The organism is Streptomyces sp. NPDC044921 (assembly GCF_056432865.1).
This window is the reverse complement of record NZ_JBWKIF010000006.1, coordinates 1-22,896: the sequence shown is the minus strand read 5'-3', so window position 1 is coordinate 22,896 and position 22,896 is coordinate 1. Positions and strand designations below refer to the sequence as shown.

The 22,896-nt window shown below is 73.3% G+C and carries 21 protein-coding genes; 13 read left to right on the top strand and 8 right to left on the bottom strand.

The annotated features are described in order from the left end of the window. Positions 1 to 87: 87 nt before the first annotated feature. The 3 genes from AC07DA_RS11200 to AC07DA_RS11190 all read right to left on the bottom strand — a co-directional run bounded on the left by AC07DA_RS11200 (position 88) and on the right by AC07DA_RS11190 (position 2,511). On the bottom strand, positions 88 to 744 hold the full coding sequence (locus tag AC07DA_RS11200; RefSeq protein ID WP_479126777.1) for a hypothetical protein: 657 nt from the start codon (positions 742 to 744) through the stop codon (positions 88 to 90). Then, entirely contained in the window at positions 732 to 1,271 is a 540-nt protein-coding gene (locus AC07DA_RS11195) for a SigE family RNA polymerase sigma factor (RefSeq protein ID WP_479126775.1), read from the bottom strand. The genes AC07DA_RS11200 and AC07DA_RS11195 overlap by 13 nt, the downstream gene beginning before the upstream one ends. A gap of 283 nt (positions 1,272 to 1,554) precedes the next feature. After that, the gene (locus AC07DA_RS11190; protein ID WP_479126773.1) at positions 1,555 to 2,511 is read right to left on the bottom strand and encodes an HhH-GPD family protein; all 957 of its coding nucleotides are present in this window, start codon (positions 2,509 to 2,511) and stop codon (positions 1,555 to 1,557) included. Positions 2,512 to 2,962: 451 nt separating this feature from the next. Here AC07DA_RS11190 and AC07DA_RS11185 point away from each other — a divergent pair, with 451 nt between their 5' ends. After that, a complete protein-coding gene (locus tag AC07DA_RS11185; RefSeq protein ID WP_479126771.1) occupies positions 2,963 to 3,205 on the top strand; it encodes a hypothetical protein in 243 nt (80 codons plus the stop codon). Positions 3,206 to 3,775: 570 nt separating this feature from the next. After that, positions 3,776 to 4,633 (top strand): hypothetical protein, encoded by an 858-nt coding sequence (locus AC07DA_RS11180; RefSeq protein ID WP_479126769.1) that lies wholly within the window; start codon positions 3,776 to 3,778, stop codon positions 4,631 to 4,633. A 115-nt stretch (positions 4,634 to 4,748) separates the two neighbouring features. Here the strand turns inward: AC07DA_RS11180 and disA are convergent, their stop codons facing one another. Continuing rightward, positions 4,749 to 5,873, bottom strand: coding sequence for a DNA integrity scanning diadenylate cyclase DisA (gene disA, locus AC07DA_RS11175; RefSeq protein ID WP_311689073.1), 1,125 nt, complete (start codon positions 5,871 to 5,873; stop codon positions 4,749 to 4,751). 80 nt (positions 5,874 to 5,953) lie between these two features. Continuing rightward, complete coding sequence (gene radA / locus AC07DA_RS11170) at positions 5,954 to 7,363, bottom strand: DNA repair protein RadA (protein ID WP_479126766.1); 1,410 nt, start codon at positions 7,361 to 7,363, stop codon at positions 5,954 to 5,956. A 197-nt stretch (positions 7,364 to 7,560) separates the two neighbouring features. Here radA and AC07DA_RS11165 point away from each other — a divergent pair, with 197 nt between their 5' ends. Then, the gene (locus tag AC07DA_RS11165; protein ID WP_479126764.1) at positions 7,561 to 9,279 is read left to right on the top strand and encodes a BACON domain-containing protein; all 1,719 of its coding nucleotides are present in this window, start codon (positions 7,561 to 7,563) and stop codon (positions 9,277 to 9,279) included. 75 nt (positions 9,280 to 9,354) lie between these two features. On the opposite strand, the gene AC07DA_RS11160 is transcribed toward AC07DA_RS11165, so the two are convergent. Beyond that, positions 9,355 to 10,155, bottom strand: coding sequence for a DUF3109 family protein (locus AC07DA_RS11160; RefSeq protein WP_479126762.1), 801 nt, complete (start codon positions 10,153 to 10,155; stop codon positions 9,355 to 9,357). A 71-nt stretch (positions 10,156 to 10,226) separates the two neighbouring features. Between AC07DA_RS11160 and AC07DA_RS11155 the strand changes: the two genes are divergently transcribed. The 4 genes from AC07DA_RS11155 to ilvD all read left to right on the top strand — a co-directional run bounded on the left by AC07DA_RS11155 (position 10,227) and on the right by ilvD (position 14,682). Next, a complete protein-coding gene (locus AC07DA_RS11155; RefSeq protein WP_479126760.1) occupies positions 10,227 to 11,159 on the top strand; it encodes a Ppx/GppA family phosphatase in 933 nt (310 codons plus the stop codon). 95 nt (positions 11,160 to 11,254) lie between these two features. Further along, positions 11,255 to 12,079: a sugar phosphate isomerase/epimerase family protein gene (locus AC07DA_RS11150; protein WP_309096665.1), complete on the top strand. Its 825-nt coding sequence runs from the start codon at positions 11,255 to 11,257 to the stop codon at positions 12,077 to 12,079. Continuing rightward, a complete protein-coding gene (locus tag AC07DA_RS11145; RefSeq protein ID WP_479126757.1) occupies positions 12,076 to 12,690 on the top strand; it encodes a TetR/AcrR family transcriptional regulator in 615 nt (204 codons plus the stop codon). The genes AC07DA_RS11150 and AC07DA_RS11145 overlap by 4 nt, the downstream gene beginning before the upstream one ends. Before the next feature lie 138 nt (positions 12,691 to 12,828). Next, positions 12,829 to 14,682, top strand: coding sequence for a dihydroxy-acid dehydratase (gene ilvD, locus AC07DA_RS11140; protein ID WP_479126755.1), 1,854 nt, complete (start codon positions 12,829 to 12,831; stop codon positions 14,680 to 14,682). 60 nt (positions 14,683 to 14,742) lie between these two features. Here ilvD and AC07DA_RS11135 read toward each other — a convergent pair whose 3' ends face one another. Continuing rightward, positions 14,743 to 16,863, bottom strand: a complete 2,121-nt coding sequence (locus AC07DA_RS11135; protein WP_479126753.1) for a serine/threonine-protein kinase — start codon at positions 16,861 to 16,863, stop codon at positions 14,743 to 14,745. A gap of 182 nt (positions 16,864 to 17,045) precedes the next feature. On the opposite strand from AC07DA_RS11135, the gene AC07DA_RS11130 reads away from it, so the two are divergent. The 6 genes from AC07DA_RS11130 to proC all read left to right on the top strand — a co-directional run bounded on the left by AC07DA_RS11130 (position 17,046) and on the right by proC (position 21,196). After that, entirely contained in the window at positions 17,046 to 17,387 is a 342-nt protein-coding gene (locus AC07DA_RS11130; RefSeq protein WP_479126751.1) for an SH3 domain-containing protein, read from the top strand. Between the two features lie 57 nt (positions 17,388 to 17,444). Continuing rightward, entirely contained in the window at positions 17,445 to 17,750 is a 306-nt protein-coding gene (locus AC07DA_RS11125) for an SH3 domain-containing protein (RefSeq protein ID WP_479127304.1), read from the top strand. Positions 17,751 to 17,846: 96 nt separating this feature from the next. Further along, positions 17,847 to 18,305, top strand: coding sequence for an EamA/RhaT family transporter (locus AC07DA_RS11120; RefSeq protein ID WP_479127302.1), 459 nt, complete (start codon positions 17,847 to 17,849; stop codon positions 18,303 to 18,305). Between the two features lie 348 nt (positions 18,306 to 18,653). Further along, a complete protein-coding gene (locus tag AC07DA_RS11115; protein WP_479126749.1) occupies positions 18,654 to 19,490 on the top strand; it encodes an ABC transporter ATP-binding protein in 837 nt (278 codons plus the stop codon). Continuing rightward, positions 19,487 to 20,272, top strand: a complete 786-nt coding sequence (locus AC07DA_RS11110; RefSeq protein WP_479126747.1) for an ABC transporter permease — start codon at positions 19,487 to 19,489, stop codon at positions 20,270 to 20,272. Before AC07DA_RS11115 ends, AC07DA_RS11110 begins: the two co-directional genes overlap by 4 nt. Positions 20,273 to 20,383: 111 nt before the next feature. Then, on the top strand, positions 20,384 to 21,196 hold the full coding sequence (proC, locus tag AC07DA_RS11105; RefSeq protein WP_479126745.1) for a pyrroline-5-carboxylate reductase: 813 nt from the start codon (positions 20,384 to 20,386) through the stop codon (positions 21,194 to 21,196). Positions 21,197 to 21,243: 47 nt separating this feature from the next. On the opposite strand, the gene trpS is transcribed toward proC, so the two are convergent. Further along, a complete protein-coding gene (gene trpS / locus AC07DA_RS11100) occupies positions 21,244 to 22,275 on the bottom strand; it encodes a tryptophan--tRNA ligase (RefSeq protein WP_479126743.1) in 1,032 nt (343 codons plus the stop codon). Between the last annotated feature and the right edge of the window lie 621 nt (positions 22,276 to 22,896).

Below are 22,896 nucleotides of genomic sequence, written 5' to 3'. Positions count from 1 at the left end.
CTTCGCTGGGACGCGCGGGGCGGGCGCCGCGTTCACCGGGTGATCGGTCCGACGCGCCCGAACGGTTCACGCGACCCCGCGGCGGCGTCAGCTCGCGGGTACCGGCGAGGCCGTGTCGCCGACGACCTTCCCGTAGTCGTTGTGCGTGCGGTACTCCTCGTCGAACCGGCCGGACGACCACCGGTACGTGATCACGTTCTCCCCGGAGGGGCTCGACACCGGGTCGCCCTTCTCGTACACCTGCTTGGTCACCACCAGGTCGCCGCGGTCGATCTCCGCGTAGACCGGCGGTTCCTCGGCCTTGAACACATTCTGGTACGAGCCGTCCTGCTCGCGATACACGTAACTGCCCATACCCACCGCGTCACCGCAGGTCAGCACATTGACGACGACGTCGTCGGCCGAGCCGCCGGTCAGATTCCCGTAGGACACGTCCACGGGGTACTCGTCGGCCACGCACGGCTTCAGCTCCCGCTTGACCTCCGGCGCGACCTTCGGGTCGTCCTTGACGAGCCTGACCGCGTTCACGGTGTCGGGGGTCTTCGACGGCGCCGCGGTCGGGGTGGCGGCCGCGGCACCCGACACCGAGTCGGCGTGTGCCGGACCCTCGTCCCGGGCGCCGGTGCCGCCCGCGGCACACGAGGACGCGAAAAGGGCGAGGGCGGCGAACACGGCCAGTGCCGTGATCACCGCCTGGAAGCCGCCCCGGTTCCCCGCGGAACCCTCGCCGGTCAGGCCGCGCACCGCTCCCGCTCCTCACGCTCCAGCGCGCGTGCGTCCAGATCGCGGGACTCCAGCTCCTCGCGGAGCCGGGCGAGCGCCCGGTGCAGCGTGCTCTTGACCGTTCCGGCCGACATGCCGAGGGCGGCGGCCGTCTCCTCCGTGGACATCTGCTCCCAGTGTCGCAGCACCACGACACTGCGCTGCTTCGGGGCGAGCACCTTCAATATGTCCATCAGCAGGGCGCGGTCCGCGTGCTGCTCGGTGGAGTCGTCGACCGAGGCGTCCGGGAGCTGCTCGGTCGGCACCTCCTCCAGCTTGCGGGCCCGCCACCACTCCGTCCGCGTGTTGATCATCACCCGGCGCAGGTAGGCGTCGGCCAGGCGCTTGTCCTCGATGGTGTCCCACCGGCCGTACGTCCGCACCAGCGCCGTCTGCAACAGGTCCTGGGCGTCCGTGGGGTCCGGGACCAGGCGGCGGGCGCTGCGCAGCAACGCGTCCTGCCGGGTGCGGACGTACTCCTCGAACTCGAGCACCTCGCCCTGCGCCATGGTGAACCGCCTCCCGTTTCCCCGTTCCGGGCCGGCTCCCCGCCGCCCGTGCACTGCCTGTGGTCCTCAGTCGTCCCGTGTCTGCCGGAACGCATCTGAAGGTACGGAGGCGTTGTCACGGCGCTGTCCGAAGCAGCCTGCGGCCAGCGCTCGGCTGTCCGTCGGTTGTGTAACGGATGTCGGAACGGGGTAAAACCGAGGGCCCGTTGGGGAGAGTATGGGGTGATTTGCACCCCTCGGGAGGGCGGTGACGGCAGGGCGGCCCCTGTGACGTTCCTGTGCGTCAGGTCAGCGGCAGCCGGTACAGCCCGCCCGCCATCGGCTCCACGAGACCGTCGGCGACGAGCCCGTCCAGGGCGCGGGCGCGCTGCACGGGTTCGTGCCACACCCGGTCGAGGGCCGCCTGCGGCACCGGTCCGGGCGCGTCCCGCAGCACGGCGAGCAGCCGCCCGCGCACCTGCCGGTCGGTGCCCGCGTACGTCTGGCCTCGGCGCGGCGGGCCGTCGTGCTCCGGCTTGCCCGCCAGCCGCCACGCGCACTGCGCGGCGATCGGGCAGCGGTGGCACGACTCGCTCTTCGCCGTGCACACCAGCGCGCCGAGTTCCATGGAGGCGGCGGCCCAGCGCGCGGCGGTCGCCTCGTCGTCGGGCAGCAGCGCGCGGGCGAGCTTGCGTTCGGCGGCGGTGGTGGCGTTGGGCGGGTACCGCACGCCGGTGACCGCGCGGGCGAGGACCCGGCGCACGTTCGTGTCCAGCACGGGGTGCCGCTGGCCGTAGGCGAAGGAGGCGACGGCGGCGGCCGTGTACTCGCCGATGCCGGGCAGCGCCAGCAGCTGGGCGTGGTCGGCCGGGACGTCGCCGCCGTGCCGTTCCGTTATCGCGACGGCGGCGCCGTGCAGCCGCAGGGCGCGGCGCGGGTAGCCGAGCCGGCCCCAGGCGCGCACGGCCTCGCCGGGCGCCTCCCGGGCCAGGTCGGCGGGGCGCGGCCAGCGGGCCAGCCACTGCTCGTAGACGGGCAGGACGCGGCTCACCGGCGTCTGCTGGAGCATGAACTCACTGACCATCACGCCCCACGGCCCACCCTCGGGGCGCCGCCAGGGCAGGTCGCGGGCGTTCTCGTCGAACCAGTCGATGACGGGGGAGTGCAGGTCCGGGCCGGGGGATGCGGAGGGAGGGGCGGCGGGGGTCTCGGTGGGGGTCTCGGTGGGGGCGGGGTGCGCGGGTTTCGTGGGAGCAGTCATGGCCTTCCGATGGTGCCACGCACAGGCGCCGTCGCGGGCACACCGCCACCGCCGGAGGGGGCCGGTACCGGCCGGTGCCCGGCGATCGTCGGCAGTGCGGCCCGGCCCGGCGCCCGTGGCGTCGGGCCGCATGGAACGCCCGCGTCCGGTCGTCTGGCGCCGGATCGCCCCGCTCCGGGCGGCCCTCGCCCTGCCCGCCCTTACCGCCCTGCGCGCCCTGACCGCGGACCGGCTCGGGTTGAACGGGCCGCGGCCCGCTGTGGCATCGGGCCGCGGGCGTGGCGGAGCCGGCCGTCGCAGCCGGGCCGGCGGGCCGCGTCCCTCCCATCGCCTTCGCGTTCCCGGCCGCTTCCGAGCCGCCCGGACGCGTCCTGCCGCGCTGTGCCTCACCGCGCTCGCCTGCCTCGGCACCGCGCGCACCGTGCTCGTCGGGGGCCGACCCGGCCCCCGGGTGGTTCGTGATGACGGGCACGCTGCTGCTGGGCCGTGCCCGGCCGCCGCCGACGCCACGGACCGGCGGCACCGCGTCGTCGGCGTCCCGCGCGAGGACGACGAACCCGTGCCGCCCGCCGGAACCGACCGCCGCTCCTGCCGGGCGAGCGGCGAACTGACGGTCTGTGTACGCCACTTCGGGCCCTGCTTCGAGGCCGGGCGGCTGTCCGCCAAGGACGTCGTCCCGGACGTTTCCCGCTGAAGTGCGGTGGTGATTCCCGTGAACTCGTCGCGTGCGTACGGACGTACGGGTCCAAGGGCGTCCGGGCGGTGACGGAGGGCGCCGCGTTCCGTCCCCGAAGTGGACCGGCACGACCGGCGGGCGGCCCGGCCCCGGCACCCAGCGCACGGTGGGGGCCGACGAGCCGCGCGGCGCGCCGCTGAGCCGCGTCAGGGGGCACGCGCCCAGCAGGACGTCGACCCGCCCGGGGTCGTCGCCGTGTGTGGGAACGCGGACGCACCCTCGACCGCCGCGGCGCGAACGCTCCGCCGCAGCAACGGACTTGAGCACCGCCGGAGGCGCAAGGGCCGCGATGGCGGCGGGGTGCCGCGGCCAAGTCGGTGATGCCGGATGGAGCGCGATGCCGGCGCGGGGCGTGGTCACGGACGGTAGGTGGCGGAGTGGAACCGTCACGCTCCGCGATCATGGATGCCGAACTCGTCGAAAGGCAGGGGTGGGGCGGCGCTTCTCCGGGATGATGATCCGGAAAAGTTGTGCCCCGAGCGGCGGGTGGGACAAGCGAACGCGCCGTTCTCTCGTAAGGTTTGCGCCGTGGGATCTCTGCGCAATCCGGTCGGGCCGCTTCCCTCCTCCATCTACTGGCGTCGGAGGGTCGTACTCGTGTCTGTGGTCGCCCTGTTGGCGTTGCTGATCACCTGGATCGTGACCAGCGGCGGGGGCGGCAAGGACGGCGACAACGGCGCCAACGGCAAGAATCCCGCGCCCTCGCTCACGACGATCACGCCCGGCCCGTCGAGTTCGGGCCCGGCCATCAGCCAAGCGCCCGGTGGGCGCGACGAGTCGGGCGACGAGGGCTCGGGCGGCTCGTCGTCCGGGTCCGGTGACGGCTCGGGCGACGGTTCCGGTGACGGCGCGGGCGGCGGCTCGGGTGGCGGCTCCGAGGGCTCCGGCGGCTCCGCCGGGTCGGGCGGTGCCGGAGGTGCCGGAGGCGGCGGCACGGTGGGCGGCGTCGGCGCGGGCGACACGCTGCCGGCCGGTTCCAGCCTGCCCAACTGCACCCCGAGCGTGGTCAAGTTCAGTTTGCGCAGCCGGCACAACACCTACGACCCCGAGAAGACGCCCACGTTCCTGCTGACCGCGCGGAACGTCTCCGGCAGCGACTGCAAGATCGACCTCGGGCCGAAGAGCGCGGTGTTCACGGTCACCCCGGCGAGCGGTGACGACGACTACTGGTCCTCCGAGGACTGCCCCAAGGCGGCCGCGCACCAGCTGTTCCGGGTGCCGGCGGGCAGCGACATCACCTACATGGTCAAGTGGGACCGCAAGCCCAGCGCCCCCAAGTGCGCCACGCCCCCGGCGGGTTCGGCCAAGGCCGGCACCTACCTGGTGGAAGCCAAGGCTCCGGGCTTCGCGAAGGTGCAGACGTCGTTCGTGCTGTCGGCCGACTGAACCCGCTCGCCGGCTGGACCCGCTCGCCGGCTGAAGCCGCGGGCCGAACGGCTGAGGGCGGTACCCGCGCCGGGTGCCGCCCTCGGTTCGTTCGCGCTCCGCCGCGCCCCGCGCGCTAGACGTACCGCTCCAGGATCGACGACTCCGCCAGCCGCGACAGCCCTTCGCGCACGCTGCGCGCCCGGGCCTCGCCCACGCCGTCCACCGTCTGCAGGTCGTCCACGCTCGCGGCGAGCAGCTTCTGCAGGCCGCCGAAGTGCTCCACCAGGCGGTCGATGATCGCGCCCGGCAGGCGCGGCACCTTGGCCAGGAGCCGGAAGCCGCGCGGGGACACCGCCGAGTCCAGCGTCTCGGGGGAGCCCGTGTAGCCCAGTGCCCGGGCCACCGTGGGCAGTTCGAGGAGCTCGGCGTGGCTGAGGGCGTCGAGCTCGGCGAGGGCCTCGTCGACCGTGCGGGACCGCTTGGCCGTGGGCTCGGGGACGTAGTCCCGCACGACCAGCTCGCGCTCGGGCTCGACCCCCGCGATCAGCTCGTCCAGCTGGAGGGCGAGCAGTCGGCCGTCCGTGCCGAGCTCCACCACGTACTCGGCGATCTCCGTGGCGATGCGGCGGACCATCTCCAGGCGCTGGGCGACCGCCGAGACGTCCCGGACGGTCACCAGGTCCTCGATCTCCAGCGCGGACAGCGTGCCCGCGACCTCGTCGAGGCGGAGCTTGTAGCGCTCCAGGGTCGCCAGGGCCTGGTTGGCGCGGGACAGGATCGCCGCCGAGTCCTCCAGGACGCGGCGCTGGCCGTCGACGTACAGGGCGATCAGGCGCATCGACTGGGAGACCGAGACGACCGGGAAGCCGACCTGCTTGCTGACGCGGTCCGCGGTGCGGTGCCGGGTGCCCGTCTCCTCCGTGGGGATCGTCGGGTCCGGGACCAGCTGCACGCCCGCGCGCAGGATCTTCGACAGGTCCGAGGACAGCACGATGCCGCCGTCCAGCTTGCACAGCTCGCGCAGACGGGTCGCGGTGAACTCGACGTCCAGCACGAAACCGCCGCTGCACAGCGCCTCGACCGTCTTGTCGGAGCCGAGCACGATGAGACCGCCGGTATTGCCGCGGAGCACGCGCTCCAGGCCGTCGCGGAGGGCGGTGCCGGGTGCCACGGCGCTCAGGGAGGCGCGCATCAGGCCATCGGTACCGGCACTCCCGCCGGACTTTCCGGGAGCTGATGCCCGGTCGTTGGCTGCCACTGCACTCCTCCGGTCGCAGGTTCTGGGCGCCCCCGTGTCGCGCGCTCGGTTCGCACGGACGGGCGAGACCAGGGCAAAGTCTACCGGCGACCCTCCTCGTCCCGTGGGGCCTCTCTGCGACGGGAGCGCGGGAGGACCCGCAGGGCGTCCCCTATGTCCGCGACCTCCAGGACCTTCATGCCCGCCGGGACCTTCCCCGGATCGCCCGGTACCAGGGCGTGCGTGAAGCCCAGACGGTGGGCTTCGGCCAGGCGGCGCTGCACGCCCGTGACGCGTCTCACCTCGCCCGCGAGGCCCACCTCGCCGATCGCGACCAGGTTCTTGGGGAGAGGTGTGTCACTCGCCGCGCTGGCCAGGGCGAGGGCCACCGCCAGGTCCGCGGCGGGCTCCGAGAGCTTCACGCCGCCGACCGTCGCGGAGTAGATGTCCCTTTTGCCCAAGGCGCTGATCCGGCCCCGCTGTTCCAGCACCGCCAGCATCATCGAGACGCGGGAGGTCTCCAGGCCCGAGGTGGTGCGGCGCGGGGAGGGGATCTGGGAGTCGACCGTGAGCGCCTGCACCTCGGCGACCAGGGGGCGGCGGCCCTCCAGGGTGACGGTCAGGCAGGTGCCGGGGACCGGTTCGGCCCGACGTGTCAGGAAAAGTCCGCTCGGGTCCGCGAGGCCCGTGATGCCCTCGTCGTGCAGTTCGAAGCAGCCGACCTCGTCCGTGGTGCCGTAGCGGTTCTTGACGCCGCGGACGAGCCGCAGGCGGGCGTGCCGGTCGCCCTCGAAGTGCAGGACGACGTCCACCAGGTGCTCCAGCAGGCGCGGGCCCGCGATCGCGCCGTCCTTCGTGACGTGGCCCACCAGGAGCGTGGACATGCCGCGCTCCTTCGAGGCCCGGATCAGGGCACCGGCGACCTCGCGCACCTGGGCCATGCCGCCGGGCGCGCCGTCGATCTCCGGTGAGGCCACCGTCTGCACCGAGTCCAGGATCAGCAACGACGGCTTCACCGCGTCCAAGTGGCCCAGGACGGCCGCGAGATCGGTCTCCGCCGCCAGGTACAGGTGGTCGTCGATGGCGCCGATGCGGTCGGCGCGCAGCCGGACCTGGCTCGCCGACTCCTCGCCCGTCACGTACAGCGTGCGGTGCTCGTCGCTCGCCGACTTGGCCGCCACGTCCAGCAGCAGCGTCGACTTGCCGACGCCGGGCTCGCCCGCGACCAGCACCACCGCGCCGGGCACCAGTCCGCCGCCGAGTACGCGGTCCAGCTCCGGCACCCCGGTGGTGCGGGCTGCGGCCTGGCGGCCGTCCACCTGGCCGATGGGCACGGCGGAGGTGGTGACCCGCCCGGGCGTCGTCGTACGGACCGCGGGCGTGCCGTACTCCTCGATCGTCCCCCAGGCCTGGCACTCGGGGCAGCGGCCGAGCCACTTCGCCGTCTGCCAGCCGCACTCCGTGCAGCGGTAGGACGGACGGTCCTTGGTGGATTTCGTACGGGCAGCCATGGACCGAACCGTAGCCGCCGCCACTGACAACGCGGGCCCCGGCCGGCGGCGGCCGTCCGCGCGCCAGGGGTCCGCCACCCCCCGCCAGGACCGGAACCGGTGGTTCGTGTACTCGTTTGAGGGATCGTTTCACCCGTACGGATTAAATGTGCTCAAGCCGTCGGAAGGCGCCCTCTCCGGCCGCCTACGGTCGCCGAATGATGAGCAGTTCTCCGGAGATCTCGACCCGCTCGACCCGCACGGCCGGCGCGCATCGGGCGCACCGGGAAGCGCGTGACCGCGGGGCGGCGCGCACGCTGGCGCAGCGGCCGCCCGCGCGCTATGAGCCGTACCTGGACGGCCTGTTCACCTACTGCCTGTCCGTGCTGTGCGACCACGAAGCGGCGACCGCCGCCCTGGGCGACGCCCTCGCCCTCGCCGAACGCCGCGGCCGGCACCTCCCCGACACGCCCGCGGACCGCAGGGCCTGGCTCTACGCGCTGGCCCGCTGGGCGTGCCTGCGCAAGCTGGCCGAGGCCAAGCAGAAACGTCAGAGCAGCCACGCGGCGGGCCGCGCCGGCCGGCAGCGCGCCGACCGGCAGGACGCCCCGGGCCCGTCCGAGGAGGTCCAGGAGCAGCGCCGCCGCGAACTGGCCCTGCTGGCCTGGCCGGAGGCCGCCGGCACCACGCCGGAGCAGCGCGAGGCGCTCGAACTGGCCGTGCGCCACCACCTCTCCACCCACGAGGTCGCCGCCGTGCTCGGCATGGACGTGGCGGCCGCCCGCGACCTGCTGGCCTCCGCCGCCTGCGAGGTGGAACGCACGCGCGCCGCCCTCGCCGTCGTCGAGACCGGGGCGTGTCCGAGCGTCGCGCACCTCGTCGGCGACGACCGGCTGGTGCTCGGCACGGCCCTGCGCCGCGAGCTCGTCCGGCACGTCGACGACTGCCCGCGCTGCCGCCGGGCCGCCGAGCGCGCCGCCCCCGGCCGCTGGCCCGGCACCAGCGTCACCCCCGCCGAACTGCCCGTCCTGCCGGCACCCCGCGCTGCCCTGCACGTCGCCATGGCCCACCACCCGCGCGCGCGGGGCGCCGCGCCCCGCTTCGACCGGCGCGGCTTCCCGATCGACCCCAAGGACCACGCCGCGCGCCGGGACCGGCTGCGCGCCCGTGCCGTGACCACGACCGTCGTCGCCACCGTCGTCGCCGCCCCCGTGCTCGCCCTGTGGGCCGCCTACCGGGGCACCCCGGTCGGCGAGGGCGAGGACGGCCGCAGCGCCTCCGCGCGCGAGGCGGACGACCCGTTCGGCCTGGACGGCGAGATGGCGGGCGGCGGCTACGAGAACACCGGCAACGCCGGCACCCGCCCCGGCCCCCGGTTCGGCAAGGACGGCAAGGCCGACGTCTCCGTCGAGGTGATCGGCGTGGCGGGCGCCGGCCGCGCGACCACCCTGGAGGTCACCGCGGACAACCGCGGCGACACCACGCTCATCACCCTCACCGCCACGGGTGAGGCCCCGGTCCGCTGGTCCGCGTCCACCGGCGCCCACTGGCTCTACCTCAGCCAGTCCTCGGGAACGCTCGGCCCCGGCGAGTCGTTGACGATCAAGGTGTACGTCGACCACCTGCGGGAGCCCGCCGGCCCCTGGCACGCGCAGGTGGCCGTCGCCCCCGTCGGAGCCGTCGTCCACATCGAGGGCTACGGCAGCGCGCCCGGCCCCTCCCGCCCCGGACCCCGCCCCAGCAGCCCGGCCCAGCCGCCCACGACCCGGCCCGACCCGGCGCCCACGACGTCCGCCCCGGACCCGACACCGACCACCCCGCCCCCGTCGCCCGACCCGGACCCCACGCCCACGCCGACGGACCCGGAGCCCACCGACCCGACCGGCTCGGAACCACCGCCCTCCGGCAGCGGCGACCCGAGCCCGGCCACGTCGTAGGGGGTGTCCGCGACGTCCCGCACGCCCTCCGGGAGGACGACGCGACGTCGCGGACACCCCCTGGGGTCCGGCCGCTCAGACCGCCGGGTCGGCGGGGTGCGGCGCGAGGAGCGGCAGCTGCGAGGCCAGGCGCTCCTCGCACAGCTCGACCAGCCGGTCGTAGCCGGCCTTGCCCATCAGCTCGATCAGCTCGGGCCGGTAGGAGACGTAGACCGGCTCGCCCGCGCCGTGCGCCGAGGTCGCCGAGGTGCACCACCAGTGCAGGTCGTGCCCGCCCGGACCCCAGCCGCGGCGGTCGTACTCACCGATCGACACCTGCAGCACGCGCGTGTCGTCGGGCCGGTCGATCCACTCGTACGTCCGGCGCACCGGCAGCTGCCAGCACACGTCCGGCTTGGTCTCCAGCGGCTCGCGGCCCTCCTTGAGGGCGAGGATGTGCAGCGAGCAACCCATGCCGCCCGGGAAGCCCGGCCGGTTCTGGAAGATGCACGAGCCCTGGAAGGGCCGGGTCTGCCGGTCGCCGTCCTCGTCCTCGGAGACCCAGCCGTTGGCCGTGCCCTCGGCGTGGTGCTGCCAGATGTCCGGCGTGAGCCTGGCCACGTGCTCGGCGACGCGCTTCTCGTCGTCCTCGTCCGAGAAATGGGCACCCAGCGTGCAGCACCCGTCGTCCGCGCGGCCGGCCTGGATGCCCTGGCAGCCGCTGCCGAAGATGCAGTTCCAGCGAGAGGTCAGCCATGTCAGATCGCAGCGGAACACCTGCTCGTCGTCCGCCGGATCGGGAAACTCCACCCACGCGCGGGCGAAGTCGAGCCCCTGCTCGTCGGACACCGCGACGCCCGGTGATTTGTCGCGCTTGGCCTTTTTCGTCTTTGGCACGCCTCCAGGGTACGGGCCGCATCCCCGCACCGAGGACGGCGTACGGCCCCGCTGGCAGTAGCGTTCCGTACATGAGACTCGGTGTCCTCGACGTGGGTTCGAACACGGTGCATCTGCTCGTGGTGGACGCGCACCCCGGCGCGTGCCCGCTGCCCGCGCACTCGCACAAGGCGGAACTGCGCCTCGCCCAGCTCCTCGACGACGACGGCGCCATCGGTCCCGCCGGCGTCGACCGGCTCGTGGCGGTCGTCCACGACGCGCTTCAGGCCGCCGAGGACAAGGGCGTCGAAGACCTGCTGCCGTTCGCGACCTCCGCCGTCCGGGAGGCCCGCAACGCCGACCAGGTCCTCGCGCGCGTGCGCGCCGAGACCGGCGTCGAGCTCCAGGTCCTCACCGGTGAGGAGGAGGCGCGCCTGACCTTCCTCGCGGCCCGCCGCTGGTACGGCTGGTCGGCCGGGAAGCTGCTGGTCCTGGACATCGGCGGCGGCTCCCTGGAGGTCGCCTACGGCATGGACGAGGAGCCCGACGCGGCCGCCTCCCTGCCCCTGGGCGCCGGGCGCCTCACCGCCGGCTGGCTGCCCGGCGACCCGCCCGCCCCGGACGACGTCCGCGCCCTGCGCCGCCACGTCCGCACCGAGATCGCCCGCACGGTCGGCGAGTTCAGCCGCCTCGGCGCCCCCGACCACGTCGTCGCCACGTCCAAGACCTTCAAACAGCTGGCCCGCATGGCCGGCGCGGCCCGCTCCGCCGAGGGCCCCTACGTGCAGCGCGAGCTCAAGCGGGAGTCCGTGGAGAGCTGGGTGCCGAAGCTGTCCGGCATGACCACGCGGGAACGGGCCGAGCTGCCCGGCGTCTCGGAGGGCCGGGCGGGCCAGCTGCTGGCCGGTGCCCTGGTAGCCGAGGCGGCGATGGACCTGTTCGGCGTGGAGCGGGTGGAGATCTGCCCGTGGGCGCTGCGGGAGGGCGTGATCCTGCGCCGGCTCGATCACATGGAGTCCGCGTGAGGGGAGCAGGCCGCACGGGCCCGGCACGTGGCAAACACCACAACGGCGAATAGGCACCCCACGAGCTGCCCGTCCCACCCCGTAACCTGTCCTGCATGGCAGAGCCAGCCGTGAAGATCCCGGACGCGAAGGTCGCCCTCTCGACGGCCTCGGTCTACCCGGAGTCGACGGCCACGGCCTTCGAGATCGCCGCGCGCCTCGGCTACGACGGGGTCGAGGTCATGGTCTGGACCGACCCGGTCAGCCAGGACATCGAGGCGCTGCGCAGACTCAGCGACTACCACCGCATCCCGATCCTGGCCGTGCACGCCCCCTGCCTGCTCATCACGCAGCGCGTGTGGTCCACCGACCCGTGGACCAAGCTCCAGCGGGCCCGCGCCGCGGCCGAGAAGCTCGACGCGAGCACGGTCGTCGTCCACCCCCCGTTCCGCTGGCAGCGCCAGTACGCGCGGGACTTCGTCACCGGGATCTGGCGCATGGCGAACGAGACGGACGTACGGTTCGCCGTCGAGAACATGTACCCCTGGCGCTACCGCGACCGCGAGATGCTCGCCTACGCCCCCGACTGGGACGTCACCAAGGACGACTACCGCCACTTCACGATCGACCTCAGCCACACGGCGACGGCCCGCTCCGACGCGCTGGCCATGGTCGACCGCATGGGCGACCGCCTGGGCCACGTCCACCTCGCCGACGGCCGCGGCTCCGCCAAGGACGAGCACCTGGTGCCCGGCCGCGGCACCCAGCCCTGCGCCGAGGTGCTGGAGCGCCTCGCCCTGACCGGCTTCGACGGCCACGTCGTCATCGAGGTCAACACCCGCCGTGCCATGTCGAGCGCCGAGCGCGAGGCCGACCTGGCCGAGGCCCTGGCCTTCACCCGCCTCCACCTGGCCTCGGCCGCGAAGGTGCCACGCCGATGACCGGCCCGGCCGGCCCCGCCGCCCGCCGCCGCGGCCGCCCCCCGCGCACGGAGTCGGCCGGCACCCGCGACCGCATCCTCACCGCCGCCCGCGACGAGTTCTCCGAGCGCGGCTACGAGAAGACGTCCGTGCGCGGCATCGCCAAGACCGCCGGCGTCGACTCGGCCCTGGTGCACCACTACTTCGGCACCAAGGAGCAGGTCTTCGAAGCGGCGATCACCCAGTCCTTCGGACCCGCCCTGCAGGCCCCCAGGGCCATCGAGGAGGGCCCGCTCGACGGCGTGGGGGAGCGGCTGGCCCGCTTCTTCTTCGGCGTCTGGGAGAACCCGGCGACCCGCGCGCCCCTGCTCGCCATCGTCCGCTCGGCGGTCACCAACGACACCGCGGCCGCCGTCTTCCGCCGGATCATCGCCACCCAGGTGCTGCGCCGCATCGCCGTACGGCTGGAGCTGCCCGACGCGGAGCTGCGGGCCGAGCTGGCCGCCGCCCAGCTCGTGGGCACGGCGGTCCTGCGCTACGTCATCAAGGTCGAGCCGCTGGCCTCGGCGGACCCGGAGCAGGTCATCCAGCGGCTGGCCCCGGTCGTACAGGGACACCTGACCGATCCGTAGGCCCTGAGCGGTCCGCGGCCGAGACGGTCGTCCCGCATTCCGGACACTCCGTCCCGCCCACTGGATGAGCGGCGTACGCTCGGTAGCAGTCAGAAATCTCCGAATCCTCTGACGCAGTCTCTGAAGGAGCGAGCGACGATGCCCGAGCTGAGGTCCCGCACAGTCACCCACGGCCGCAACATGGCGGGCGCCCGCGCCCTGATGCGCGCCTCCGGTGTACCGGGTGCGGACATCGGCCGCAAGCCGATCATCGCGGTCGCCAACAGCTTCACGGAGTTCGTCCCCGGCCACACGCACCTGGCCCCGGTGGGACGGATCGTCAGCGAGGCCGTCCGGGAGGCCGGCGGCATCCCGCGCGAGTTCAACACCATCGCCGTGGACGACGGCATCGCCATGGGCCACGGCGGCATGCTCTACTCCCTGCCCTCGCGCGACCTGATCGCGGACAGCGTGGAGTACATGGTCGAGGCCCACTGCGCCGACGCCCTGATCTGCATCTCCAACTGCGACAAGATCACCCCGGGCATGCTCAACGCGGCCCTGCGGCTGAACATCCCCACGGTGTTCGTCTCCGGCGGGCCCATGGAGTCCGGCCGGGCCACGCTCGTCGACGGCACGGTCCGCACGCTCGACCTGGTCGACGCGATCTCCGACGCCGTGAACGACAAGATCTCGGACGAGGACATCCTCCGCATCGAGGAGAACGCCTGCCCGACCTGCGGCTCCTGTTCCGGCATGTTCACCGCCAACTCGATGAACTGCCTGACCGAGGCCATCGGCCTGTCCCTGCCGGGCAACGGGTCGGTCCTCGCCACGCACACCGCCCGCAAGCAGCTGTACGTGAACGCGGCCAAGACGGTCATGGACATCACCCGCCGCTACTACGAGCAGGACGACGAGTCGGTCCTGCCGCGCAGCGTGGCGTCCTTCGCCGCCTTCCAGAACGCCATGGCCCTCGACATCGCCATGGGCGGCTCCACCAACACGATCCTGCACCTGCTGGCCGCCGCCCAGGAGGCGGGCGTCCCCTTCGGCCTGGAGGAGATCGACGAGGTCTCCCGCCGGGTGCCGTGCCTGGCCAAGGTCGCCCCGAACGTGGCCAAGGACCGCACGTACTACATGGAGGACGTGCACCGCGCGGGCGGTATCCCGGCCCTGCTGGGCGAGCTGCACCGCGCGGGCCTGCTCAACGAGGACGTGCACGCCGTGCACAGCCCGTCCCTGTCCGACTGGCTGAAGACCTGGGACGTGCGCGGTGGCTCCCCGTCCCCGGAGGCGGTCGAGCTGTGGCACGCGGCCCCCGGCTGCGTCCGCTCCGCCGAGGCCTTCTCCCAGTCCGAGCGCTGGGAGGCGCTGGACGAGGACGCCGAGGGCGGCTGCATCCGCTCCGCCGAGCACGCCTACTCCAAGGACGGCGGCCTGGCGGTCCTCAAGGGCAACCTGGCCGTGGACGGCTGCGTCGTGAAGACGGCCGGCGTCGACGAGTCCATCTGGACCTTCGAGGGGCCGGCGGTCGTCTGCGAGTCGCAGGAGGAGGCCGTGCAGAAGATCCTCACCCAGCAGGTCAAGGACGGCGACGTCGTCGTCATCCGCTACGAGGGCCCCAAGGGCGGCCCCGGCATGCAGGAGATGCTCTACCCGACCTCGTACCTGAAGGGCCGCGGCCTGGGCAAGTCCTGCGCGCTGGTCACCGACGGCCGCTTCTCCGGCGGCACCTCGGGCCTGTCCATCGGTCACGCCTCGCCCGAGGCGGCCGCGGGGGGCACCATCGCCCTGGTCGAGGACGGCGACCGCATCCGCATCGACATCCCGGGCCGCTCGATCGACCTGCTGGTCGACGACGCCGAGCTGGCCCGCCGCGAGCAGGCCCTGAACGGCCGGTACGCCCCGAAGAACCGCGACCGCAAGGTCTCCGCCGCCCTGCGCGCCTACGCGGCGATGGCGACCAGCGCGGACAAGGGCGCCGTGCGCGACGTGTCGAAGCTGGGCTGATCCGGGCGGGCAGGTCCAGGTGAGGGGCCGTTCCCTGCGGGGGGCGGCCCTTCGTCCGTGTCACCAGGCGGCGGGATCGCCCGCCGGGACGGAGAAGACGGTGCCGTCGGGCGCGGTGGCGTACAGGCGGGAGTGGGCGAGCACGGGGGCGGGCACCGCGGCGGCGACCCGGTCCGCCTCGCCGCCCAGCCGCGGGGATGTCTGCCCCAGGAGCCGGCCCGCGCGCGCGTCCACGCCGAGCAGCCTGCCGTCCGGGGCGGAGAAGTAGACGTACCGGCCGTCGGCCACCGGCGCGGAGCCCCGGGTCACCGCGGTCTCCAGGCGCCACTTCTGCCTCCGCTCGCTCATGTCGACGGCCGCCAGCGACCCCCCTTCCCCCATGAGGTACACGAGGTCGCCGCGCACCGTGGCCTGGGGCTGGCCGAGCGGAACGGGCAGCGCCACCCGCCGGACGGCTCCGCTGTCCGGCGTGTAGCGCACCACGGCCTCCGCCGATCCGTAGACCGCGTCGACGGCAACGAGAAAGACCGATCCGCCGGCCGTGCCGACGGGCCGCAGCGACCCCTCCAGCCGTACGTCCCAGCGCACCTCACCGGTCTCCGGGGCGATGGCGGTGACGCGGGTGCTCGACCCGTCGTCCGACGTGCTCGTCCCATAGGCCAGCGGATCCCCCGCGAACGACGTGAAGTACGCGGCCCGGTGGCCCGGGACCGGATGGCTCCACCTGGTCCGTCCCGAGGCGCCGTCCACGCCGGTGACCGTGCCGTCGACGCCCGTGAGCACGATCATGCCGCCCGCGTGCGCCAGCCCGCTGTACGACGGCACCGTCCGCCGCCAGCGCGTCCTGCCCGAGCCGGGGTCGTACGCCTCCAGGCGCGTGCTCCGCTCCAGCTCGGGCTGCACGAGTCCACCGGAGACGACGGGCCGTCCGCCCAGCACCGCGGCGCCGGTGTGCCGCCACAGCCGACGTCCGTCGGACGGGTCGAGCGCGAAGACGCCGCCGGTCCGCGCGCAGACCAGCGCCCCCGCCCCGTACGAGCACCGCGGCGTACCCCGCCCCTCCGGCGCCCCCGTCTCCCACGGGCCGAACCCGGCCGCCGCGGTGCGGGGCGCACCACCGCCCGCCGGTGACGGGTCGTCACCTCCCCGCGCGTAGAACGAACTCAGCGCGACGGCCGCGGCCAGGCAGAGGAACGCGGTCCCGACGAGCGGCCACCGGCCCGGGCGCCTGCGGGACCGCCGCCCCGGATCCGTGCCCCGGGGCCCCGGATCCGGTGCGGGAGCCGGGACGGGCTCCGGCGCGGGCGTGTCCCCCGTCCGCTGCGCCGGTATGAACGCCTGGGTGTCGTACGAGGCCGCCACCGACCGCAGCTCCCGCATCAACTCGTCCGGAGTCGGCCGGTCCTCGGGCTCCTTGGCCAGACACCGCTCCACGAGGGGCGCGAGGCTCTCCGGCACTCCGGTCAGGTCCGGCTCGTCATGCACGACCTGGTAGGCGACGACGTACGGGCTGTCCGAGTCGAACGGCCCGCGCCCGGTGGCCGCGTGCACCATCACCGACCCGAGCGCGAAGACGTCGGCGGCCGGCCCCACCTCACGGGGGCGCCGGAACTGCTCCGGCGCCATGAACGGCGGCGTCCCGATCAACTTCCCGGTCTCGGTGCGCAGTTCGCTGTCCTTCGGCCGGGAGATCCCGAAGTCGATGACCTTGGGCCCGTCCTCGGCGAGGAGCACGTTGCTCGGCTTGAGATCCCGGTGCACCACGCCGACCCGGTGGATGTCGCGCAGCGCCTCGGCCAGTCCGGCCATCAGGCGGCGCAACTCGGCAGTGCTCATCGCCCCGTTCCGCTTCACGTGGTCGGACAAGGTCGGCCCGGGAATGAACAGGGTGGCCATCCACGGCCGTTCGGCCTCCGAGTCGGCATCGACGACGGACGCGGTGAAGGCACCGCTGACCTGCCGCGCGGCCGCCACCTCCTGCCTGAACCGCCCCCTGAACTCCGGGTCCCTGGCGAACTCGGCGTGCACGACCTTCACCGCGAGCTTCATCCCCGAGGTGCTCCGCGCGAGGTGCACCACGCCCATGCCGCCGGAGCCCAGAGTCGACTCCAGCCGGTAGTGCCCGGCGTACTCGGGAAGTTCCGCTTCCGCGCCCGCCCCGGCGTTGCCCTGCGGCGCCATGGAACCACCCCCGTGCTCTTCATCCCCGCGCGCGACGCACGGAGCCTAGTCGATGACTCGTACGGGACAGAGGCGGCTTGCTAGTCTCCGCGTGCGCGTCACGCACGTGTGTTTCAGAGCGTGATCCGGGGGAATCAACGCGACCCCATGGCAGTCATGGGGTCGAACGGGGGAGGGTTCTTATGTCTGTCGACCGTGCCGAAGAGACGGTCACCGGCGGGACGGCGGAAGCGGTCACGACCGCGGCCGTCACGGCCGAAGCCGTCACCACGGCTCTGCGCTACTACTCGGTCGCGCCGGGCGTCCGTCTCAACGTCCGCAGCGGACCGGGCACCAACTACGCCGTCGTCCGCGTCCTGCCCGAGGGTGCCAAGGTCGCGATCCACTGCCAGTCGCCCGGCACCACGGTCACGGGCCCGTACGGCACGACGAACATCTGGGACAACATCGACAACGGCCAGTACGTCTCGGACGCCTACGTGAACACCGGCAGCGACGGCTACATCCGCCCGCGCTGCTCCTGACCCGACCCGCCACTACCACCGGGACGACTCGTGACATCCCTGAAACGCAGATCGGCCATGCTCGCCGGGCTCACCGGAGCCCTGCTCATGGTGGGCGCGGCCACCGCGCAGGCCGCACCCTCCTACCCGGTCGCACCCGGCGTCAGCCTCGCCGTCCGCAGCGGGCCCAGCACCTCGTACAGCATCGTCCGCCACCTGCCCGTCGGCTCCCAGGTGACGATCTACTGCCAGACGCCCGGGCAGACGATCACCGGCACCTACGGCACGACGAACATCTGGGACAACATCGGCAGCGGTCAGTACGTCTCGGACGCCTACGTGAACACCGGCAGCGACGGCTACGTCGCCCCGCGCTGCGGCTGAGCCGCCCGGAGCCCGCGGGACGGCACGGGTCATAATCGACCCGTGAGTGCAGACGACAGCACCCGTGCCGCCCCCGCGGGCTCCCCGGCCGGAGCGATGGGACCCCGCCCCGAGCCCCTGCGGTTCTTCGGCACGACCTGGCTGAACCACGACAGCGGTTACGCCGTCCGCCGCGTCGCCGTGGCCGTCGGCTCCCTGGCCGGCGCCGTCGCCGCCTGCGTCGTCCTCCGCCTCGCCTACCAGGGCCTGCAGATCGCCGCGATCGGCGGCTTCGTCTCACTCCTGATGGTCGTCATGTTCGCGGTCTGCAGCGCGATGGCCTTCCGCCACACCTGGGACGGCTTCACGCGCCGCCCCGACCCCGACCGCCAGGCCTCCCTGCGCGGCCTCCTGTCCATCGGCTTCGTCGGTTCCCTCCTCGCCTACTTCTTCCGCTCCCTCACCGAGGCCCCGGGCGAGAAACTCCACCGCGCCGAGTACGAGTCGGCCCGCAGGCAGTACGAGAATCGCGCGACCCGCCGCTCGGGCAACCCGTCGAAGAAGCGCCGGCCCTGACGGCCGTGAGTCCGCGGGGTACCGCGCGACGGGCCAGGACACGACACGGCGGCGGCCGCGCGCCCCCGGCGCCCTCTCACCGAACCGTCCCCACCCTTCCATCCGCCCGCACAGCCGCCCACCTCTCCCCCTCCGGCTGTGCAGTCGTCCACCTCGTGCCCTGCGCCGGCGCGGTCTCCCGCCCCGCTGCCGCCCACCCCGCCCCCGCCGAACGCGAGCACCTGCTCCGTGCCTTCCCGGACGGCCAGCTGGAAGAGATCCCCGAAGTGATCCTCCCGCTCGCCAGGACGCCGTCCACCTGTCACCGGCCGCTTGACGCACCCTCTCGTCCGGAGCATTATTCATCACATGATGAATAACGCTCCCGGTCCACCACGCCCCGCCACCGGCAGTGAGCCGGCGGCGATCCGCGCGCAGCACCTCACCGTCACCCGAGGCCCCCGCACCGTCCTGCGCGACCTCGCCTTCACCGTCCCGCGGGGACGGATCACCGGCCTCCTCGGCCCCTCCGGCTGCGGCAAGTCCACGCTCATGCGCGCGATCGTCGGCACGCAGGCGAAGGTCAGCGGCACCCTCGACGTCCTCGGCCACCCCGCCGGGCACCCCGCCCTGCGCACCCGCATCGGCTACGTCACCCAGGCCCCGTCCGTCTACGACGACCTGACCGTCCGGCAGAACCTCGACTACTTCGCCGCGATACTCGACCCCGGCCGCCCCGCCGCGGACCGCCGCCACGAGCACGTCACCCGGGCCATCGCCGACGTCGACCTCACCACCCACGCCGACGCCCTGGCCGGCAACCTCTCCGGCGGCCAGCGCAGCCGCGTCTCCCTGGCCGTCGCCCTCCTCGGCACCCCCGAACTCCTGGTCCTCGACGAACCGACCGTCGGCCTCGACCCGGTCCTGCGCCGTGACCTGTGGGCCCTCTTCCACGACATCGCGGCCGGCCGCGGCGCGACCCTCCTGGTCTCCTCCCACGTCATGGACGAGGCCGAGCGCTGCGACCGCCTCCTCCTCATGCGCGAGGGCGAGCTCCTGGCCGGCGGAACCTCCCGGCCGGAGGCCGGCGGAGACACCCCGGAGGCGCTGCGCACCCGCACCGGCGCCGAAACGGTCGAAGAGGCCTTCCTGCACCTGGTCGACGAGGCCAGGGCGGCAGCAGGCGCGAAGGAGACCACCCGATGACCACCACGACCGCCTCCACCCGGACCACCCCCCGGCCCCGGGCCCTCAGCGCCTCCCGCACCACCGCCACCGCAGCCCGGGTCCTGCGCCAGCTCACCCACGACCCCCGCACCATCGCGCTGCTCGTCCTCGTCCCGTGCGTGATGCTGCTCCTGCTGCGCTACGTCTTCGACGGCAGCCCCCGCACCTTCGACAGCATCGGCGCGTCCCTCCTCGGGATCTTCCCGCTGATCACGATGTTCCTGGTGACGTCCATAGCCACCCTGCGCGAACGCACCTCGGGCACCCTCGAACGCCTCCTCGCCATGCCCCTCGGCAAGGGCGACCTCATCGCCGGATACGCCCTCGCCTTCGGCACCCTCGCGATCATCCAGTCCGCCCTCGCCACCGGCCTCGCACTGTGGCTCCTCGGCCTCGACGTCACCGGCAGTCCCTGGCTCCTGCTCCTGGTGGCCCTGCTCGACGCCCTCCTCGGCACGGCCCTCGGCCTGTTCGTCTCGGCCTTCGCGGCCTCGGAGTTCCAGGCGGTCCAGTTCATGCCGGCGGTGATCTTCCCCCAGCTCCTCCTGTGCGGCCTGTTCACCCCGCGCGACGAGATGCACCCGGCCCTGGAGACCCTCTCCGGCGTGCTCCCCATGTCCTACGCCGTCGACGGCATGAACGAGGTCCTCCGCCACACCGACATGACGGCCGCCTTCGTCCGGGACGTCCTGATCGTCGCGGGCTGCGCCCTGCTGGTCCTGGCCCTCGGCGCGGCGACTCTCAGGCGCCGGACCGCCTAGCGGCGCGGCCGCCCGCCGGCATCCCGCCCACCGGACACGACCCCGCCCCACCACCCCCGGGTGCGAGGATGAACCCGGACGACGCGCAACCCCCGGAGGGCACCGAAAGCCATGACCCAGAAAGTCGCAGTCCTCGGCACCGGCAAGATCGGCGAAGCCCTGCTCAGCGGAGTGATCCGCGCCGGCTGGACCCCGGCCGACCTCCTGGTCACCGCCCGCCGCCAGGAACGGGCGGAAGAACTCCGCACCCGCTACGGCGTCACCCCCGTCACCAACGCCGAGGCCGCCAAGACCGCCGACACCCTGATCCTCACGGTCAAGCCGCAGGACATGGGCACCCTCCTCGACGAGCTCGCCCCCCACGTCCCCGCCGACCGCCTGGTCATCAGCGGCGCCGCCGGCATCCCCACGGCCTACTTCGAGGAACGCCTGGCCCCCGGCACCCCGGTCGTCCGCGTCATGACGAACACCCCCGCCCTCGTCGACGAGGCCATGTCCGTCATCTCCGCCGGCACCCACGCCACCGCCGACCACCTCGCCCACACCGAGGAGATCTTCGGCGCCGTCGGCAAGACGCTCCGCGTCCCCGAGTCCCAGCAGGACGCCTGCACCGCCCTGTCCGGCTCCGGCCCGGCCTACTTCTTCTACCTGGTCGAGGCCATGACCGACGCCGGCATCCTCCTCGGCCTGCCCCGCGACAAGGCCCACGACCTCATCGTCCAGTCCGCCATCGGCGCCGCGACGATGCTCCGCGACAGCGGCGAACACCCGGTCAAGCTCCGCGAGAACGTCACGTCCCCGGCCGGCACGACGATCAACGCCATCCGCGAGCTGGAGAACCACGGCGTACGGGCCGCCCTCATCGCCGCCCTCGAAGCCGCCCGCGACCGCAGCCGCGCCCTGGCCTCCGGCAACAACAGCTGACCACCGGCAGGGGGCGGCCCGCACGGCCGCCCCCGCCCGCGGTCACCTCACACGGCCCCGGCCCGGACCCCGGGTACCTCGGCCACCGGCGGCAGCAGCCCGATCGCCCGGTACGCGGCGTCCACCGTCGGCCGGGCCATCCCCCGGGCCCGCTCCGCCCCGTCCCGCAGCACCCCCTCCACGTACGCCGGGTCGGCACACAGCTCCCTGTGCCGCTCCCGCAAGGGCCGGAGCACCTCGAGCACCGCCTCGGCGGTGTCCCTCTTCAGCTCCCCGTAGGACGAGTACGCACCACTCAGCGACTCGGGCTCCCCACCGGTGCACGCCGCGAGAATGTCCAGCAGGTTGGCGATCCCCGGCCGGGCCTCCCGGTCGTAGACGACCTCCCGCCCGCTGTCGGTCACCGCTCGCGCGACCTTCTTCCGCACCACGTCGGGCTCGTCCAGCAGATAGACGATCCCCGGCCCGGCATCGTCGCTCTTGCCCATCTTGGACGCCGGATCCTGCAAGTTCATCACGCGCGCGGCCACCCCCGGGTTCGTGGCCCGCGGCACCACGAACGTGTGCCCGTAGCGCTGGTTGAACCGCACGGCCAGATCCCGCGCGAGCTCCACGTGCTGCCGCTGATCGTCCCCCACCGGGACCTCGCCGGCTCCGTAGGCCAGGATGTCCGCGGCCATCAGCACGGGATACGTCAGCAGCGACAGCCGCACACTCCCGCCCCGCCGCCGCTCCCGCGCGGCCTTCTCCTTGTACTGGATCATCCGCCGCATCTCACCGTCGGTGGCCACGCACTCCAGCACGTACGACAACCGCGCGTGCTCGTCCACATGACTCTGCACGAACACGGTGCATCGCTCCGGATCGAGCCCGGCCGCCAGCAACAGCGTCGCCGCCTGCCTGCTGAGCCGCCGCACCCGCGCGGGATCGTGCTCCACGGTCAGGGCGTGCAGATCCACGACGCAGAACAGGGCGTCGGCCGCGTACTGGTCCACCTCGGCCCACCGCCGGACGGCCCCCAGGTAGTTCCCCAGCGTCAGATGCCCGGTCGGCTTGACCCCGCTGAAGACCCGTGTCATTCCCTCTCCACCTCCTGGTCGTGACCGCCGCCCCGGGCGGCCGCCCCTCGGTGATCCAGGAGGGAGAAACGCGAACGGCCGCCGAAGCGGCGGCCGTCGAGTGCATACGTGAGGACGGCCGCCGTCAGGCGGCCCACCAGAACTGGTTGCACGTACGCGTCGTCATGCACCCCACGGTACGCCCCGGGAGTGCCTCCCACCCGTCGGTTGACACGTCCGGGCCCGAACCGTAGTGTTCTCCGAGTTGTCCGACGTGAGCGCCGACTCCGGTCGGTCCCCGGGCAGCCAATCCGCAGGTACTCACCACTACTCGACGCAGTAGCCCTGTCGTCGTTTCATTGGCATGCGTATTCGCGGAATGAGGAATCCCCGTTCGAAAGGACGCGGCCCCCGATTGGCTCGGGAGCCGGGGAATCCGCTAAAGTCTCACTCGTCGGAACGGCCCAACAGCCGCGAAGACGAATCCCGCTGACTGGGAATCAGGCCCGAAAGGATCTGATAGAGTCGGAACCGCCGGAAAGGGAAACGCGAGAGCGGAAACCTGGAAAGCACCGAGGAAATCGGGTCGAGAAAAGATCTGATAGAGTCGGAAACGCAAGACCGAAGGGAAGCGCCCGGAGG

Bases quoted from the DNA above. Each gene is read 5' to 3' on its own strand.
- AC07DA_RS11135 (WP_479126753.1), bottom strand. From the start codon at position 16,863: ATGGCGCCGCAGGGCAACGCCGGGGCGGGCGCGGAAGCGGAACTTCCC.
- AC07DA_RS11165 (WP_479126764.1), top strand. From the start codon at position 7,561: ATGATGAGCAGTTCTCCGGAGATCTCGACCCGCTCGACCCGCACGGCC.
- AC07DA_RS11145 (WP_479126757.1), top strand. From the start codon at position 12,076: ATGACCGGCCCGGCCGGCCCCGCCGCCCGCCGCCGCGGCCGCCCCCCG.
- AC07DA_RS11195 (WP_479126775.1), bottom strand. From the start codon at position 1,271: ATGGCGCAGGGCGAGGTGCTCGAGTTCGAGGAGTACGTCCGCACCCGG.
- trpS (WP_479126743.1), bottom strand. From the start codon at position 22,275: ATGACACGGGTCTTCAGCGGGGTCAAGCCGACCGGGCATCTGACGCTG.
- AC07DA_RS11115 (WP_479126749.1), top strand. From the start codon at position 18,654: ATGATGAATAACGCTCCCGGTCCACCACGCCCCGCCACCGGCAGTGAG.
- AC07DA_RS11120 (WP_479127302.1), top strand. From the start codon at position 17,847: ATGGGACCCCGCCCCGAGCCCCTGCGGTTCTTCGGCACGACCTGGCTG.
- radA (WP_479126766.1), bottom strand. From the start codon at position 7,363: ATGGCTGCCCGTACGAAATCCACCAAGGACCGTCCGTCCTACCGCTGC.
- AC07DA_RS11110 (WP_479126747.1), top strand. From the start codon at position 19,487: ATGACCACCACGACCGCCTCCACCCGGACCACCCCCCGGCCCCGGGCC.
- AC07DA_RS11125 (WP_479127304.1), top strand. From the start codon at position 17,445: ATGCTCGCCGGGCTCACCGGAGCCCTGCTCATGGTGGGCGCGGCCACC.
- AC07DA_RS11190 (WP_479126773.1), bottom strand. From the start codon at position 2,511: ATGACTGCTCCCACGAAACCCGCGCACCCCGCCCCCACCGAGACCCCC.
- AC07DA_RS11130 (WP_479126751.1), top strand. From the start codon at position 17,046: ATGTCTGTCGACCGTGCCGAAGAGACGGTCACCGGCGGGACGGCGGAA.
- ilvD (WP_479126755.1), top strand. From the start codon at position 12,829: ATGCCCGAGCTGAGGTCCCGCACAGTCACCCACGGCCGCAACATGGCG.
- AC07DA_RS11155 (WP_479126760.1), top strand. From the start codon at position 10,227: ATGAGACTCGGTGTCCTCGACGTGGGTTCGAACACGGTGCATCTGCTC.
- proC (WP_479126745.1), top strand. From the start codon at position 20,384: ATGACCCAGAAAGTCGCAGTCCTCGGCACCGGCAAGATCGGCGAAGCC.
- AC07DA_RS11150 (WP_309096665.1), top strand. From the start codon at position 11,255: ATGGCAGAGCCAGCCGTGAAGATCCCGGACGCGAAGGTCGCCCTCTCG.